This is a genomic window from Micromonospora sp. NPDC049274, from assembly GCF_040678875.1.
Taxonomy (GTDB): domain Bacteria; phylum Actinomycetota; class Actinomycetes; order Mycobacteriales; family Micromonosporaceae; genus Micromonospora.
This window is the reverse complement of sequence record NZ_JBFAQS010000009.1, coordinates 171,073-185,539: the sequence shown is the minus strand read 5'-3', so window position 1 is coordinate 185,539 and position 14,467 is coordinate 171,073. Positions and strand designations below refer to the sequence as shown.

The following is a 14,467-nucleotide window of genomic DNA, read 5'->3' as shown; positions in this document are numbered from 1 at the left end:
GTCACTGGTACTGACCGCGCGTAACCCGGAAACTCATCGCCACGATTACTCCGGCCCTCCGCCGCTGTCAGTACCAGTGACAGCGACCTTCTGGGGGACCCTCGTGAGCAGCAAGGAACGGACGACCGTCGAGCAGCGCTGGGTACTGGGCCTGACCTCGATCGGCTCGTTGATGGTGGCGCTCGACGTCCTGGTGGTAGCGGCAGCACTGACCACCATCAGGCAGGATCTCGGCGCCTCGATCGAACAACTGGAATGGACGGTGAACGCGTACAGCCTCAGCTTCGCGGTGCTGTTGATGACCACGGCAGCCATCGGTGACCGGTGGGGCCGGCGTCGAACGTTCGCGGCCGGCCTCGCCCTCTTCTCCATCGCCTCGGTCGCCTGCGCGCTGGCGACATCGGTGCCGTGGCTGATCGTCGCCCGCACCTTCCAGGGCATGGGCGCCGCCGTCGTGATGCCGCTCGCGATGGGCCTGCTCGGCGCCGCCTTCCCACCCGAACGCCGCGGCTGGGCGATCGGCATCTTCAGCGGTCTCACCGGCCTGGCCGTGCTGGGCGGCCCGATGATCGGTGGCGCCGTGACCGAGGGCCTGGCCTGGCAGTGGATCTTCTGGATCAACCTGCCGGTAGGAGCGCTCGCCATCCCGCTCGTCCTCCGCAAGATCCCCGAGAGCTGGGGAGCGGCTCGCCGGGTGGACCTCCGCGGCGGCGTCCTGATCGCCCTGGCTGTCCTCGGCCTGGTCTGGGGCGTGGTCCGCGGCGAGGTGGCGGGCTGGGCCAGCATCGAGGTGACTGGCTCGTTCGTCCTCGGAGCCCTGCTGTTGTTGGCGTTCCTGGCCTGGGAGCGTCGCGCCCCGCAGCCGATGGTGCCGCTGTTCTACTTCCGCTCGAGGGCGTTCTCGGCCGGCAATGCGGCCGGTTTCTTCCTCACCGCGGCTCTCTACGGCGCGGTGTTCTTCCTCGCCCAGTTCATGCAGACCGCTTTCGACTCCGGCCCGCTGAAGGCCGGGCTGCAGCTTCTGCCCTGGACCGCCACGCTCTTCCTGGTAGCGCCGATCGCGGGCCGCTTGGTAGACAGGATCGGTGAACGCCCGCTCGTCGTGACGGGACTGGCCCTGCAGGCGGTCGGCATGTTCTGGATCAGCCAGGTCACCAAGGGCCCTATCGAGTACTCCGAGCTGGTGCTGCCTCTGATCGTGGCCGGTTGCGGCGTTTCCATGGCGATGCCTGCGACGCAGAGCGCCAGCGTCGGTGCACTGCCACGCGAAGCCGTCGGAATCGCCTCCGGCGTCTACACCATGATGCGGCAGCTCGGTGGCGTCGTCGGAGTCGCAGTCCTGGCCGCGGTGTTCGCCGCCGCCGGCGGCTACGAGTCCTTCACGACGGGATTCACCCGGGCCTTGGCCGTGTGCGGCGTGCTGTCATTGCTCGGAGCACTCTCCGGACTCGGCATCGTCGTACGACCGGATCCCGGTTCGAGGGCTCTGGTTGCCCGTCAGGAGCCGATCGAGGAGATGCTGTGAACCTGGAGGACGAGTTCGCGCAGTACCGGGGTGAGCTGGTCGCGCACTGCTACCGGATGCTCGGCTCACTGCACGACGCGGAGGACGCGGTGCAGGAGACGTACCTACGTGCGTGGCGGGGATTCGCAGACTTCGAGCAGCGCTCATCGGTGCGGACCTGGCTCTACCGGATCGCCACCCGGGTCTGCCTGAACGCGTTGCAGCACAGCAGCCGCCGGATGGTGCCGTCAGCGTTGGGTGCTCCTGGCACCGATCCCGACGACCTGGAGGCACAGGCGCTGGAGGCGACCTGGCTGGAGCCGTTCCCGGATCTCCTGCTGAACGCCGACCCGGCCCTGGTGGTGGGGACCCGGCAGAGCCTCAGGCTGGCGATGGTTGCCGCGTTGCAGCACCTGCCACCGCGGCAGCGCGCAGTACTGATCCTGCGGGAGGTCCTCGCATGGCAGGCGTCCGAGGTGGCGGATCTGCTCGAGACGACGACGGCAGCGGTGAACAGTTCACTCCAGCGAGCGCGGGCGGAACTGGCCAGGCTCGCACCGGCCGAGGACCAGTTCAGCGAACCAGACGAGCCCGCCCGCCGTGCGCTTCTCGACCAGTACGCCACGGCCTTCGAGAAGACCGATCTGGTCGCGTTGGAGGGCTTACTGACCCAGGACACCAGGTGGGAGATGCCGCCGATTCCCACCTGGTTCGACGGTCGCAAGGACGTACTGCGTCTGCTGACGGCGAAGCTGCTGCCGGGAGAGGGACGGCGCATCATGGTGGAGACGTCCGCGAACGGGCAGCCCGCGTTCGCCTGCTACACCCGCGGACGGGACGGCGCCTTCCACGCGCACACCTTGCAGGTGCTGACACTGACCAGGGCCGGCGTCTCCGCGGTGCTGTCGTTCCACCGGGCCGACCTGTTCCCCCTCTTCGGACTGCCGATCGACAGGCGTCCGCAGGAGTAAAGGCCCGCCCGGGGGTTGGGATGACACCGTAGGCACGGCGTGGTGGGATACCGCGCATGGCCGAATCGCATGCCCCGGTCCTGGAGATGTTGTGGGAGGCGCACGACCCCAGCGAGACGCTGAGTGGAAGGTTCGGCTTCAGCGACGGTGACTCGGCGAGCCGATGGATAGCCGACGCGCTCGACGAGCACTGGGGTGTTCGAGTCGATTCCTGCGAGCGGATCGTGATGAGCAGCGGCAACGCGCTCGCCTGGGTCGACACGCCGGCTGGCCGGATGCTCGCGAAATGGTCGGTGGTGCCCGACCGTTTCCCACGGCTGGCGGCGATCGCGCGCCTCACGAGCTGGCTGGACGGCCAGGGTCTCCCGGTCTCGGCGCCAATCCCGGCGCGGGACGGCAGCCTTCAGATCGAAGCCTGTCACGTCTCGGTGGGTCTGCAGCGGGTGATCACGGGCGAGCTCCTCGACACCGCCGACCCCGCCCAGGTGTGGGCGGCCGGCGCGCTCCTGGCCCGGCTGCAGGAGGCGCTGAAACCCTGCCCGCATCCCGACCCGGATCCCGCCTCCACCTACTCCGTACCCGCCGAGCCGCTGGCGGATCGGGTCATCGGCTGGCTCGACAGGCACACCGAGCAGGTGCCAACGACCGTCCGCGATGCCCTGCGTGGTCTGGTCGCCGCCGCCCCCGCCGACCCGTTGCCACGGCAGCTCCTGCACTCCGACTTCCGGGCGGCCAACATTCTGTGCGTCGGAACCGAGATCGTCGCGGTTCTGGACTTTGAGGAGGCCCAGCAGGACCACCCGGTCGTCGAGTTGGCTCGGTCGGCGGTCCTGCTCGGCACCCGCTACCACGACTGGGGGCCGGTGCCGGTCGCCGTGCACGCGCAGTTCCGCGCCGGCTACGAGTCCGTTCGCCGGCTCAGCCCGGCGGAGGCGGCTTGGTGGGACATCGTGGTGCTCTGGCAGACCCTGGCCTTCGTGCCGCCCGGCGACGACCCGACCGGTTGGAAGGCATCGGCGCTGAGCCAGCTGCACGAAGGTTGAGGACGAGGTGCGCTGCCGCCTCGTCGGAGCAGAGGCGGCAGCCGATGTCCGCGGTGCGTAGCGTGCCCGAAGACTTTCCCTGCCGGTTCGCGGTTGACCAAGCCCGGCTCGCACCCGCCCTCGGGGCATCCGTCCTTACTTGTCGCTGACGTACGTACCGCGTCCGGTGAACGTGACGACCAGCCCGCGCTCGCGGAGCAGGCGCACCGCCGATCGGACGGTCCCGCGAGCCACGCCGTACTCCTGTTGAAGCGTCGACTCACTCGGAAGGGGCTGACGCGGCTTGAGCTTGCCGCTCTCGATCTGCTTGGCGAGGGCATCCGCGAGCTGGATGTAGAACGGCACCGGGGACATCTCGTCAACCATGATCAGCAGCCTATGGACGGCCCAAACAGGATGAGCGTCAGGTACAGGCTGCCCGTTCTAGACGGGCTATACGGGATGTACAGGTTGGTCTACGGTGGGTTGCATAAGGCGACCGACCGTGGGAGGTCAGGTGCGAAGAGTCCGGTTTGACGATTACGTGCTGTCAGTGGCGATGACCCTCGCGCGCCGGCACCGGCCGGTCTGGTCGTGGATTCGGTGGCGGAACGTCTGCCGCTGCGGTGCCGAGCTTCCCTGCCGCTACCGTCACCGCATTCCGATCAACCGGGGGCACTGGCCGGGTGAGGGCCGATGACGCGGCACGGGCCGGTCCTGCCCATCTGGCTGTGCGAGACGTGCGACAGGCCGTGGCCCTGCGCCATCCGCCGCGAGGAGCTGTTGGATGAGTACGCCGACTCGTCGGTCACACTGGCCGTCTACCTGGGCACGCTTGTGGTGTCGGCTGAGCGGGACATGAGCTGGGCTCCGCCGGACACGCTTCGCCTCCGCTTCCTCGGCTGGCTGCCGTGAACGCGCTCAACCCCGGCGACCTGCTGCTGATCGGGCCGGCGTGCTCGCCGCAGTTCAGCGGGGACCGGGCGCTGCGGCTCCGGCTCGTGTCCGTCGGGGAGATCGACCCGTACAGCGGCTGGATGTGGTTGACGGGCTACGTCCTGGACTCGAGGGGCGACGCCACCGCCAAGCGGGAGCTGTACGTCCAGCGCGCCGGCATCGTGGTCGAGACGAGGGCGCCCGCTCCAACGCTCGTCGGCCGGAAGCCGCACGCCGAGCCGCGCCCGAGATCCGTCCGCGCACGGGTCGGCTAGCACCACGAGAGTGCGATCTCCGATCGTCCATCGTCGACTGCCCGCGTCCGCCCTGGTCGTCGCTCAGCTGGTGCCTGCGCTCGTCATCACCTGCTAGTCACCCGCCCGCACAGCGGGGAAGGCCTTGCTACACATGGCCTCGACATCGCGTAGCCCCTCGTCCTCCTCGTAGATGCAGGCCGCGCAAATGGAGAGGTTGCGGCCGTCCGGCCTCGGGTGCACCTGCTGCGCGTGCCCGCACCCGGGACAGGGCTCACCATCGTGACTGGTCATGCTGTGATCGTCGCAGGTGTGCACACTCAGCTTGGAAATCCCCGCCGCCATGCTGGGCCAACGCTGTCTCGCTGGAAGTGGCTGGGCAGCCATAAAGTCGGCTGATGGCGTCAGTGATCCAGGCTGTGGGCGTCGTCGGTGTTGCCGGGATCCTGGTCACCGTGGTGGTCCTCGCGCTGATCTCCTTCTGGAAATCACGGCATCGCCAAGCAGACGATGACGCTGGCGACTTCCCGCTCAGCCCCCCACTGGGTGGGGACAGCGGTGGTGACACAGGTGATGGCAGCTGCTAGGCGGTGTCTCCCAGATCTGGGCGAGTGGGACCCAAGGTGAGACTGAGCAGTTCCAGGCCGGTGACAGGCTGAAACCCGATGTCGGTGTAGAGCGTCAGAGCTGGGACGTTGTCGGTCTCGGTCTGGAGTGACACGCGATGCGCGCCAGCGTTACCGGCGTTGTGGATGACGTGCCGCAGGAGAGCGTTGGCGATACCGGTACGGCGATAGACCGGCGTCACGTAGAGGTCGCGGATCGACCATGCGGTGCCCAACATGAGCGAGGCCGGCATGATCGTGACCGTGATGAAACCTCAGACCTCCTCAGCACGGATGGCGGCCGCTGCGGTGAGCCTGTGCTGGGTGACCTGCTCGTGCAGCCAGGATCGGGTGTTCTCAGGGGTTGACGGCTGGCCGTAGTGCGCCCGGTAGTCGTCGAACAGTGCAGCGACCTGATCGAACGCCGGATGGGTGGAGGCTATTGGCTCGACTGTCGTCACACCGCGAGTGTGGCCGACGGTCGAGCCAGGGGCCTGCCCTCGGGTCAGCCACGGCGCGGAACTGCTTGAGTTTGTTGATACAGCGTTCGGCGATGTTGCGCTGCTTGTACCGCTCGGGGTCGAACTTCGGTGAACGGCCTCCCTTCGCGCCCTTCTTGCGCCGGTTGGCGCACTGGTCGGCGTTGATCGGATGGTCGCGCCGATCCCGCGCGGACCCGGCCCGGCCCTGTCATGTGCTGGCAGACAAGGCGTACTCGGCCAAGGCGATCCGCGGTCATCTGCGCCGCCACGGCCGTCCGACCCGCCGCCGAATCCGGATCCCCGCCTCCGCAGGCAAACGGCCGCCCACGCAAAACGCTCGACTGGGAAACCCCGGGCCTCTCCTTGCGGTCAATGCTGTGCCGCGAACATGTCTTCGATCGCCTTGATGACGAGGTCGGGGCGATCTGTCGGGATCTCGTGGGAAGTGCCCTTGGCGGTGACGAGCTTGCGGTTGGGGGCTTCCTTGACGAACGAGGCGGCGGCGTCGCGCCAGCGCTGGGCGTCCTCGGGAGACCCAGCAAAGGGGGTCTTCTCCGACACCATGACCGTGGCCGGCACGGAGGCGGGCCACTTCACCTTGTGGAAGGTCTGGTGAGCGGCGGCGAAGCCTTCCGCGGTGGAGATGAGCTGGCGGTTCGCAGGCTTCTCGGGATCCTTCTTCGCCACGTCGACGTCCGGCTGGCCCGCGGCCACGAGGCGGGGGATTTGCTCGTCGGTGAAGAACTGGGGGAGGTTGGCGTCGACGAGGACCGCGCCGGAGAGCATCTCCGGGTTGTCCTGGGCAAGGTTGTTCGCGATCTCGCCGGCCTGGGAGTGGGACACCAGGGTTACGTCCTTGGTGACGCCGAGCTGCTTGAGACCTGCCTTGAGGTCGCTGACTGCGCTCTCGACCTTCCACGCGCCGGGCACCACGTCGCTCTCGCCGAGGCCGGCCCGGTCGTAGGTGATGACGGTGGCGCCGGTGGCCGCGTGAATCTTGGGGGCGATGTTCGTCCACTGCGAGGAGTACTCGCCGCCGCCGGAGTCCAGAACGATTGTGGAACCGCTACCCTGCGTGACGTAGAAGGCCAGGCGATGTCCTCCGTTGTTGACCATGTGCAGCTTCGCTGCGGCCGCACGGCTGGTCGACGGCGAGGCGGACGATGTGGGGGGTTTCGAGGTCGAGGAGGTGGCGGAGGAACCGTCGTCGCCACACGCCGTGACCCCACCGGCAGCCAGGGCCAGCACGGCGAGAGACGACAGAAGGCGATATGTGGACCGGTGCTTGCGAGGGGTGCGGGACATGAAGATCCTTTAACGGAAGAAGGCGCTGCTGGACCTGTGCAAGCATTCGGGAGCCTGATCGCTTTCGCGATCAGGCTGCCATGTCTGTTGGTAATGAAGCTGACGCCACGAGCACCGTGGGGTTAGCCCCCGGGTCCGCTGATCGAAGCCGCCGCCACACCGCCCGGCGCTGTTTCGGCGCCGCCGCCGTCATGCCCGCCACCCGCGCCACCAGACAAGTCAGATCTTCCGAGATCAGAGCGCACTTCGTCTTTCTCGATCCACAATGCGGGCAGACCTTAACGAAGAGTCAAGGCTGGTGCTCCTGCGGCCCTGCGCCCCAGTGCCGCCAGGCACGACTCTCTCGACGGTGGCGGTCGGGATCACGCGGGCGCGAACGATTAGCCCGGCGGCGCCGGCCTGCCCTGTGTCGAACGCAATTTCTGTACAAATTCTCAGAAATTTACGAACGGCATGAATGTGCTTCCCATCGTTACCCGCATATCACGGCTAGGCTCAGTCGCCGGAACAAATCACGATTTGCCACCCAGCCCTACACGGCCCTGGATCGAGGCTCGGCACACCGAGCAGGCTCTATCAGACACGGAGTAGGAATTCCTCGGAAGTTCATCCGATCGGATTATCTCTCTGCGCCCCTAACACCGACGGCCGAAGTCGATCGTTTACCGGTTCGTGACTTCTCGGGGGATTGGTAAAGGATGATGGTCAAGTCGGTATTGTTAAGCAAGCGGGCGCAGTTGACGTTTCTGCCACTGGCGGGTCTCGCGGCACTGTTGGCCCTGACGTTGATGGTGGCCCAGCCTGGCGCGGCCGAGCCGAGGGCGGTGATCGACCCGGTTGCACCCACTCAGGGCTTCCTGGTGATGACGCAGGGAGATGCCAGGCTGCTCGGCAGCGAGAACGAGGGCACCGTCGCCATCGGCGGCAACCTGAGCTTCAGCAACTATCAGGTGGCGACAAACACCGCCGGCTCGTTCATCGTCCAAGGTGACACCAACCCGACCGCTCTTGTCGTGGGCGGCCAAGTTGACTTCGCCGGCAGCGTGCCCGGCACCCGCCTCCAGGTGCTGCAGAACGGATACGTGAAGGTCGGCGACCTGACCGGAGCCTTCGTCCGCAACGTGGACAACAACGGGGCGCTGGTGAACACTCGCGTGTTGCCGGCCAACGACTACGACGCGAGTCCACGTGTCGAGTTGGTCACCCGGCAACCCGTCGCCAGCGTCGGACCGGCTTCGCCGATCGACTTCGCCGCCGCGTTCGCCAGCTTCCGGCAGACCGCCGGAAGCCTCGCCGCCTGCCTGCAGAACGTGGTGCTCCGGACGCCGGAGGGGGCCGTGCTGCCACGCCCGATCCCACCGGGCAGCAACGCTGTGATCACGTTGATCCCAGGGGTGACCAACACGCTCAATCTGAGCGCGACCGACCTGGCCAACATCGGGACCTTCACCTTCGCCACCCAACCCACCGCCGACACACCGCTGCTCGTCAACGTGGACACCACGGGCGTGGCCGACGATTTCGTCTGGCAGGTCCCGACCTTCGCCGGGATCGGTGGCCCCCAGGCGCGCTTCATCTTCTTCAACTTCCCCACCGCCACGTCGATCACGCTGACGGACGCCAGCGCGACCCTCGAGGGCACGATCTACGCCCCTAACGCCGACCTGAACGCCCTCACCAACAGCAACATCGAGGGCAGCGTGATCAGTCGATCACTGGTCCACGACGGCGGAGAGATCCACGACTTCCCGTTCTCGACCGCCCTCAACTGCCAGCAGCCCACCCCGAGCCCGACCGTGACGCCGACTGGCAGTCCCACCACTACCCCGACTCAGACACCAACGCCGAGCCCGACGGTGAGCCCGACGGTGAGCCCGACGGTGAGCCCGACGGTGAGCCCGACGGTGAGCCCGACGGTGAGCCCGACGGCGCCTACCCCCAGCCCGACGCAACCGACGCCGACCTTCCCACCGCAACCAACGCCGACGCAGCCCCCGCTGCCGGTGACCGGTTCAGCAAGCCTGCCCCTGGCCGGCACTGGCGCAGTCCTGACGGGAGTGGGGATGACCCTGCTGCTGCTCGCAACTAAACGGCGTCGCGCCCGACGCTGATTCGGATGAACTGAAGTCACCCCGAGGCGGGATAACCGCCTCGGGGTGACGCCCTGCTCGACCGCACTCGCGAGGTTCCTCTGCCGCCCACGCCGCCGCCGACCGCGACCCACGTCAGGCCGGACAGGGCGCACGGGAACGGTGTCGATGCACCATGCCAATCCGATCGCCCCGCAGCGTTATTGGGGGTTTCCGGGGGGCGCCTCACGTATGCATAGATAGAGATCGAGGCCCTGGCTAGCTCTCCGCTGGTCAGGGCCTCGCATTGGTGCCCCCGGCAGGATTCGAACCTGCGACACACGGTTTAGGAAACCGATGCTCTATCCCCTGAGCTACGGGGGCGCGAGGGCCTAGTCTAGCGACCTGGGGGTTCACCTGGGGTGGCAGGGAGTGGCCCACGTTCACCCACGTTCCCGGGCCGCCGTTCTCCCAGCCCAGGACCACACACCGAGTCTCCATGTGACTCCGGTTGATCTTGGCGGGCAGGGTGGAGCGGCCGACGGGACTCGGTCGCGTCGGCGGAGAGCGGTCTGATTCAGGCTGCGGCGCGGATCGCTGGTGTCGGTCGGGTGAAGGTCTTGTGGTCGCGGATAAGTGCCCAGAGGACGTCGACGCGTCGTCGGGCGAGGGCGAGGATTGCTTGGCGGTGGTTCTTTCCTTCGGCGCGTTTCTTCTCGTAGTAGGCACGCGATGCAGGGCATTCCCTGGCGGCGGTGAACGCGGCCATCCACAAAATGTGACGCAGCCTGCGGTGATAGCGGCGGGGCTGCCGATGGTTCCCGGAAACCGTTCCGGAGTCCCGGGAAACGGGGACCAAGCCCGCGTGGGCGGCGAGTTTCGCGGGGCTGTCGTACTCGGTCATGCCGGCGGTGTGGACGAGCAGTTCGGCGGTGAGCAGGTTACCCATGCCGGGCAGGCTCCCGATGATCGGCGCGAGGGGGTGCTGGTCGAGTTGGTCGGCGATGAGGTCGTCGACGGCGGCGATGCGTTGTTCGAGGGCGAGGATCTCGGTGGCCATCTGCCCGACCACCACGGCGGCGGCACGTTGGCCGGGCAGGTTCACGGTCTGCTGCCGGGCGGCGGCCACCATCGCCTCGGCCACCTGGACGGCGTTCTTCACATGCCCGCGGCGGAGCAATGCGGTGATCCGGTCGACACCGGCGTGCCGAATCGCGGCCGGGGTCTGCCAGCAGGCCAGCACCATCATCGGGCCCTTGCGGTTGAGTTCCACAGCTCGCTCCAACGCCGGGCTGATCCCGGTGAGCAGTTCCTGCAACCGGAACAGGGTCGCGACGCGCTGGCCGACGAGGTCGGCGCGGTACCCGGTCAGCACGGTCAACTCGGCGAGGAGCCGGTCGGAGGGTTCCAGGATTGGGATGTCGGGACGCATGCGAATCGTCTGAGCGATGACCACCGCGTCGCGGGCGTCGGTCTTGTTCTCCCCGGCGAACGCAGCGGCCATGTGGAACGCGACGGTGCCGGAGACGTAGCGGACCTGCACCTGCCGGCGCCACAACAGGGTCAGCAGCAGCGCCGACAGGCCGGTGGTGACGTCTACCGCCCAGCAGACCGGACGGCCGTGCGTCGACACCTCGGCCATGACCGTCAGGAGGGCGGTCTCTTCGTTGGCGACCCGGCGGGAGTAGACCAGCCGACCGTCGCCATCAACAGCAGCGACGTGGTGGTGGGTCTTGCCGATGTCCACGCCGATCCACAACTTCGCCACCCTCGCACTCCTTCATCTGAACGGATCTCTGTCGGGCCCTCGTCTGCGGGTTCGGGTTTGCCGGCACCTTCTAACGATGCGAACGCACGTCGCGGATCTCCATCAGCGGTCTACCGAATCTCGCAGACGATGAAGCGGCGGGTGGCATCTCCTACCGTGAGCCAAGCGATCTGGGCGAAACACACGCAGCCATACCCACCGCCTCCGGGCATCAGGGTCTACGGCCACCAGGGCCGCGCCCGTTCAACCAGCCCGTCCGCAAGGCGAGAGCGGGCGGCACCTCGAAGTTAAGCCACGATCACGGCGGAACACACACAGCCATACCCGCTCCCGGCCCCTGCGGGCACGGCGACCCCAGCCTCCCGCCGTCGCCAGCCTGCGCCTCGGACACGATGTGCGAGACCTGCGAGCATCAGCGCTCCATCGAGCGCGGGGCAGGCGTACAGCATGGCTGCCCATGGTCGCCGGTCCACCGGCCGCCGTTCCCGCGACCAGGCTGATTCCCACGCCAGCCGTCGTTGCAGCGGCTTGAATAGCGGTGTGCAGATCAGCAAGGACGGGCGGGACTGGCGCATCGGGACCGCCGCCGACGTGGGTTGGATCGCTGGTCACACGACTGCCGGCGTGTCGATCACCACCGCCATCCCGCCGGTCTTCGACGCCTACGCCACCACGTACCAGGCCGACGACGTCACGGCCGCCGCCTACGAGCAGGCCCTGGTCGAGGACCTCAGCACGCACACCTCCGACCAGCCGTGGTGGCTGGGTTACCTCGACACCGGCGCCCACGACGTCGTCTTCCCCCACGCCCCGAGGGTGTCGCTCTACTGGAATTGGCCGTACGTGTTGGTCGAGGCCGGCCCCGAGCAGGCCCTCACCTGGCGCACCGGTCACATGCGCCATGGCTGCGGAGCGCTACCTGACCTGTTGTTTCCCGCCGACCGGTCATGGCTGGTCTCCGCACTCTGGGACGACACCTGGACCTGCCTCGGCGGCCCGGCACCACTGATCCACACTCTCCAACAAGATCCCCTGGCCAACGCCCGCCGGGTCCAACCCGACGAGGACGCACTGCCACCAGGGCTGATCCGCGAGTGAGACCCGACGCCCAGCCCGGCTGCGTCACCATCTCCGCCGTAGTCGTACCAGCCCTCTGCCGAAGCCGCGATGCACGCAAGAGGGCCGACGCGCCGACCCTCAGTCATATGCAAGTGGGTTGTATATAGAGATGGTCTATAGTTCTGGTCATGGCGATGCAGGAACCGACCTTCTTCATCCTGACCGCACTCGTGCGGGCCACCCCGCTGCACGGCTACGGGATCATTCAGGCCGTCGAGCAGTTGTCGGGCGGGCGGGTGAAGCTGAAGGCCGGGACGCTGTACGCGGCGCTGGATCGGCTGAGCGCGGAGGGTCTGATCGTCGTCGACCGGGAAGAGGCCGTGGGTGGCCGGCTGCGCCGCTACTACGTGCTGTCCGACGACGGCCGGGCGGCGCTCGAAGCCGCGGTGGCGCGGCTTGAGTCGAACGCCCAGGTGGCCACGTCCCGGCTGCGCGAGGCGTTCGGCTTCACCGGGGGCGTTCGGCATGCCTGACCTGGAGCGCTCCTACCGTCGTCTGCTCTGGGCGTACCCCGGCTTCTACCGACGCGAACGCGGCCTGGAAGTCCTCACCACCCTGCTCGACGCGGCCGAGCCGGGGCAGGTCCGGCCGTCGCGCGGTGAGGCGGCTCACCTGTTGGTGAGCGGTCTGCGGTACCGGTTCGTGCCGCCCACCTGGATCGGCCGGCTCGCGACCGGCCTCGTGGCGATCTGGGCGGCCGTGGTGCTCAGCGGGGCCGGCGCCCTGGCTGTCTGGGCGCTCGCCAACCCCGAAGAACCCGACCTTGCCGCCTTCAGCGACGAGTTGGTCGGACGCCCGGCCTCGTCCGCTTACGAACTCCCGGGCGGCAACCTCCTCGATATGGCCTACGCCTACCGCACGTACGGCGAGTTCCAGGATTTCGCGATGGAGGGCTGGGACGGCGGGCGACCAGCGCCGATGGGCCAGAGCCGGGTCTACGAGCAGGTCACCGACACACCGACCATCCTGGCCGACGCCCACCAGCACCTGACGAGCGCGGGCTGGCGCACCGGCGCCCTCAGCCAGGGCGGCGCCGACAGTCAGGCCGACGTGAACAGCGCGCACGGAGTCTTCTGGGCCTCCCGAGACGGGGTGCTGTTGCGCGTGTCCGGATACGACAACCAGACCGGTGTCACGGTCAGCGCCTACCCAGTCGAGCCCAGCGGCGTGCTCGCCGGCGCGATCACCGGGTTCGTCATCGGGCTGATCGTGGTGTGGCAGGCGATGACCTGGATGGCTCACCGGGCCGCCCGAACCCCACGGCCGGCACGGTGGCTGATCCTGCTGCTCGGCCTACCGACTCTCCTCGCCTGCGGGGTGAACACCCTGGACAACGTGCTGAGCATGCTCCCGGACACGGGCAGCGCCAACGTGCTGTTCGCCGCCGACTACATGTACCCGCTGGCCAACCAGATCGCCAACCCACTGGCGGCCACCGTCATCGCGCTCACGCTGACCGGCATCCTCAGCGTGATCGCTGCGGCAACCCGAATCGGCCAGCTTCGACCCCCGAGCCCAGCAGCGTCGACCGGTGAAGTCGCCGAAAGCTGAGCCGAACTTCCCGCTGGCCAACCGCCCGAACCCCCGGGTCAGGTTCGGCCAGGATCTGGCAGGCGACGAGTCGGTTGAGCTTGGCGCGTAGACCTTCGGTGTCCTCGGCGGTGATGCCGGCGCCGAGGGCCGTGACAAATGCACTTGGCGCGCATCCCGTCGATGAGGGCGTGAAAGACGGCGAGGACTTGCCGGTAGGCGGGGCTGGCGGCAATCTTGGTCACGCCCGGTGTCCTGGGTCTAACCAGGACCGCGCTGGTAGTGCCGGTCAACCGGCAGAACCGCAGCTACCGCCGTGCCCACGGATCCTCAGGCGGTCACAACCCGCAGCACGTCCCGGGTGAACCGTACGTACTCCGGGCCGCATGCCCCGTCAACGCCGGCGGCATCAGCACGCCGGCCGAGCTCGGCGAGGAAGTCATCGACCGAGGCGAACCCGGGCGGCGGCTTCAGCAGCCACAGCCGGCCCCGAGGCCGGCCGGTGATGCCCGCGTCAGCCAGGAGGGCATCGTTATCGTTCTCGACCTCGTTGCGGGACTCCCAGCTTGACCGCACGGTCTGCTCCCGCAGCACCTCGTACGTCTTCGGGTCCAGCTCAGTCCAGGTCTCGTAGCGGGTCGCCCGGTCCGGCACCCAGGTACGCAGCTGCGGAGGCCACACCGCGGGGAGGAAGACCAGCATCGGAGCGTCCGGGGCCAACTGCCAGCCCCGCGCGGTCAGTTCGCGTACCTCCGGCAACTGCTCCGGTGTCAGGCCATCCGCGTCCGTGTCGGCGACTTTGGCCGCAGCGGGATCAGGCGGCTGCTCGATGCCCCAGGCATACCCGGTGTCCATCTTCGCAGCGTACGGCCGCGCCTGCGCCACCACGGTCAACACCCGAT

The 14,467-nt window shown here is 68.0% G+C and carries 16 protein-coding genes and 1 tRNA gene; 10 read left to right on the top strand and 7 right to left on the bottom strand.

Going from position 1 to position 14,467, the window contains the following annotated elements:
- Nucleotides 1-103 precede the first annotated feature (103 nt).
- From AB0K10_RS19005 to AB0K10_RS18995, 3 genes are read left to right on the top strand one after another with little or no spacing between them, the layout of a single operon-like run.
- Nucleotides 104-1,525, top strand: a complete 1,422-nt coding sequence (locus AB0K10_RS19005) for an MFS transporter (RefSeq protein WP_363685089.1) — start codon at nucleotides 104-106, stop codon at nucleotides 1,523-1,525.
- The gene (locus AB0K10_RS19000; RefSeq protein ID WP_363685087.1) at nucleotides 1,522-2,475 is read left to right on the top strand and encodes a sigma-70 family RNA polymerase sigma factor; all 954 of its coding nucleotides are present in this window, start codon (nucleotides 1,522-1,524) and stop codon (nucleotides 2,473-2,475) included. Before AB0K10_RS19005 ends, AB0K10_RS19000 begins: the two co-directional genes overlap by 4 nt.
- Before the next feature lie 56 nt (nucleotides 2,476-2,531).
- Nucleotides 2,532-3,518, top strand: coding sequence for a phosphotransferase (locus AB0K10_RS18995; protein ID WP_363685085.1), 987 nt, complete (start codon nucleotides 2,532-2,534; stop codon nucleotides 3,516-3,518).
- A 135-nt stretch (nucleotides 3,519-3,653) separates the two neighbouring features.
- Here the strand turns inward: AB0K10_RS18995 and AB0K10_RS18990 are convergent, their stop codons facing one another.
- The gene (locus tag AB0K10_RS18990; protein WP_363685083.1) at nucleotides 3,654-3,884 is read right to left on the bottom strand and encodes a GntR family transcriptional regulator; all 231 of its coding nucleotides are present in this window, start codon (nucleotides 3,882-3,884) and stop codon (nucleotides 3,654-3,656) included.
- A 309-nt stretch (nucleotides 3,885-4,193) separates the two neighbouring features.
- Between AB0K10_RS18990 and AB0K10_RS18985 the strand changes: the two genes are divergently transcribed.
- The 3 genes from AB0K10_RS18985 to AB0K10_RS18975 all read left to right on the top strand — a co-directional run bounded on the left by AB0K10_RS18985 (nucleotide 4,194) and on the right by AB0K10_RS18975 (nucleotide 5,274).
- A complete protein-coding gene (locus tag AB0K10_RS18985) occupies nucleotides 4,194-4,412 on the top strand; it encodes a hypothetical protein (RefSeq protein ID WP_363685081.1) in 219 nt (72 codons plus the stop codon).
- A complete protein-coding gene (locus AB0K10_RS18980; protein WP_363685079.1) occupies nucleotides 4,409-4,708 on the top strand; it encodes a hypothetical protein in 300 nt (99 codons plus the stop codon). The genes AB0K10_RS18985 and AB0K10_RS18980 overlap by 4 nt, the downstream gene beginning before the upstream one ends.
- A 377-nt stretch (nucleotides 4,709-5,085) precedes the next feature.
- On the top strand, nucleotides 5,086-5,274 hold the full coding sequence (locus AB0K10_RS18975; protein ID WP_363685077.1) for a hypothetical protein: 189 nt from the start codon (nucleotides 5,086-5,088) through the stop codon (nucleotides 5,272-5,274).
- Here AB0K10_RS18975 and AB0K10_RS18970 read toward each other — a convergent pair.
- The 3 genes from AB0K10_RS18970 to AB0K10_RS18960 all read right to left on the bottom strand — a co-directional run bounded on the left by AB0K10_RS18970 (nucleotide 5,271) and on the right by AB0K10_RS18960 (nucleotide 7,022).
- On the bottom strand, nucleotides 5,271-5,561 hold the full coding sequence (locus AB0K10_RS18970; RefSeq protein WP_363685297.1) for a GNAT family N-acetyltransferase: 291 nt from the start codon (nucleotides 5,559-5,561) through the stop codon (nucleotides 5,271-5,273). The genes AB0K10_RS18975 and AB0K10_RS18970 overlap by 4 nt on opposite strands.
- Nucleotides 5,562-5,567: 6 nt before the next feature.
- A complete protein-coding gene (locus tag AB0K10_RS18965) occupies nucleotides 5,568-5,753 on the bottom strand; it encodes a hypothetical protein (protein WP_363685075.1) in 186 nt (61 codons plus the stop codon).
- 390 nt (nucleotides 5,754-6,143) lie between these two features.
- Nucleotides 6,144-7,022 carry an alpha/beta hydrolase gene (locus tag AB0K10_RS18960; RefSeq protein WP_363685073.1) on the bottom strand — a complete coding sequence of 293 codons (879 nt, stop codon included), beginning with the start codon at nucleotides 7,020-7,022 and terminating at the stop codon, nucleotides 6,144-6,146.
- Between the two features lie 755 nt (nucleotides 7,023-7,777).
- Between AB0K10_RS18960 and AB0K10_RS18955 the strand changes: the two genes are divergently transcribed.
- Nucleotides 7,778-9,190 carry a choice-of-anchor A family protein gene (locus AB0K10_RS18955; protein WP_363685071.1) on the top strand — a complete coding sequence of 471 codons (1,413 nt, stop codon included), beginning with the start codon at nucleotides 7,778-7,780 and terminating at the stop codon, nucleotides 9,188-9,190.
- Nucleotides 9,191-9,456: 266 nt separating this feature from the next.
- Here the strand turns inward: AB0K10_RS18955 and AB0K10_RS18950 are convergent.
- Nucleotides 9,457-9,532: transfer RNA gene (locus AB0K10_RS18950), tRNA-Arg, on the bottom strand.
- 193 nt (nucleotides 9,533-9,725) lie between these two features.
- Nucleotides 9,726-10,916 (bottom strand): IS110 family transposase, encoded by a 1,191-nt coding sequence (locus tag AB0K10_RS18945; protein ID WP_363685069.1) that lies wholly within the window; start codon nucleotides 10,914-10,916, stop codon nucleotides 9,726-9,728.
- A 540-nt stretch (nucleotides 10,917-11,456) separates the two neighbouring features.
- On the opposite strand from AB0K10_RS18945, the gene AB0K10_RS18940 reads away from it, so the two are divergent.
- The 3 genes from AB0K10_RS18940 to AB0K10_RS18930 all read left to right on the top strand — a co-directional run bounded on the left by AB0K10_RS18940 (nucleotide 11,457) and on the right by AB0K10_RS18930 (nucleotide 13,586).
- Nucleotides 11,457-12,014, top strand: coding sequence for a hypothetical protein (locus AB0K10_RS18940; protein ID WP_363685067.1), 558 nt, complete (start codon nucleotides 11,457-11,459; stop codon nucleotides 12,012-12,014).
- Between the two features lie 149 nt (nucleotides 12,015-12,163).
- Entirely contained in the window at nucleotides 12,164-12,508 is a 345-nt protein-coding gene (locus AB0K10_RS18935) for a PadR family transcriptional regulator (protein ID WP_363685065.1), read from the top strand.
- A complete protein-coding gene (locus tag AB0K10_RS18930) occupies nucleotides 12,501-13,586 on the top strand; it encodes a hypothetical protein (RefSeq protein ID WP_363685063.1) in 1,086 nt (361 codons plus the stop codon). Before AB0K10_RS18935 ends, AB0K10_RS18930 begins: the two co-directional genes overlap by 8 nt.
- 309 nt (nucleotides 13,587-13,895) lie before the next feature.
- On the opposite strand, the gene AB0K10_RS18925 is transcribed toward AB0K10_RS18930, so the two are convergent.
- Entirely contained in the window at nucleotides 13,896-14,420 is a 525-nt protein-coding gene (locus AB0K10_RS18925) for a DUF5956 family protein (protein WP_363685061.1), read from the bottom strand.
- Between the last annotated feature and the right edge of the window lie 47 nt (nucleotides 14,421-14,467).

Excerpts from the sequence above, each read along its gene's own strand:
- AB0K10_RS18995 (WP_363685085.1), top strand. The coding sequence starts at position 2,532 with ATGGCCGAATCGCATGCCCCGGTCCTGGAGATGTTGTGGGAGGCGCAC.
- AB0K10_RS18990 (WP_363685083.1), bottom strand. The coding sequence starts at position 3,884 with ATGGTTGACGAGATGTCCCCGGTGCCGTTCTACATCCAGCTCGCGGAT.
- AB0K10_RS18985 (WP_363685081.1), top strand. The coding sequence starts at position 4,194 with ATGACGCGGCACGGGCCGGTCCTGCCCATCTGGCTGTGCGAGACGTGC.
- AB0K10_RS18975 (WP_363685077.1), top strand. The coding sequence starts at position 5,086 with ATGGCGTCAGTGATCCAGGCTGTGGGCGTCGTCGGTGTTGCCGGGATC.
- AB0K10_RS18955 (WP_363685071.1), top strand. The coding sequence starts at position 7,778 with ATGATGGTCAAGTCGGTATTGTTAAGCAAGCGGGCGCAGTTGACGTTT.
- AB0K10_RS18935 (WP_363685065.1), top strand. The coding sequence starts at position 12,164 with ATGGCGATGCAGGAACCGACCTTCTTCATCCTGACCGCACTCGTGCGG.
- AB0K10_RS18930 (WP_363685063.1), top strand. The coding sequence starts at position 12,501 with ATGCCTGACCTGGAGCGCTCCTACCGTCGTCTGCTCTGGGCGTACCCC.
- AB0K10_RS18925 (WP_363685061.1), bottom strand. The coding sequence starts at position 14,420 with ATGGACACCGGGTATGCCTGGGGCATCGAGCAGCCGCCTGATCCCGCT.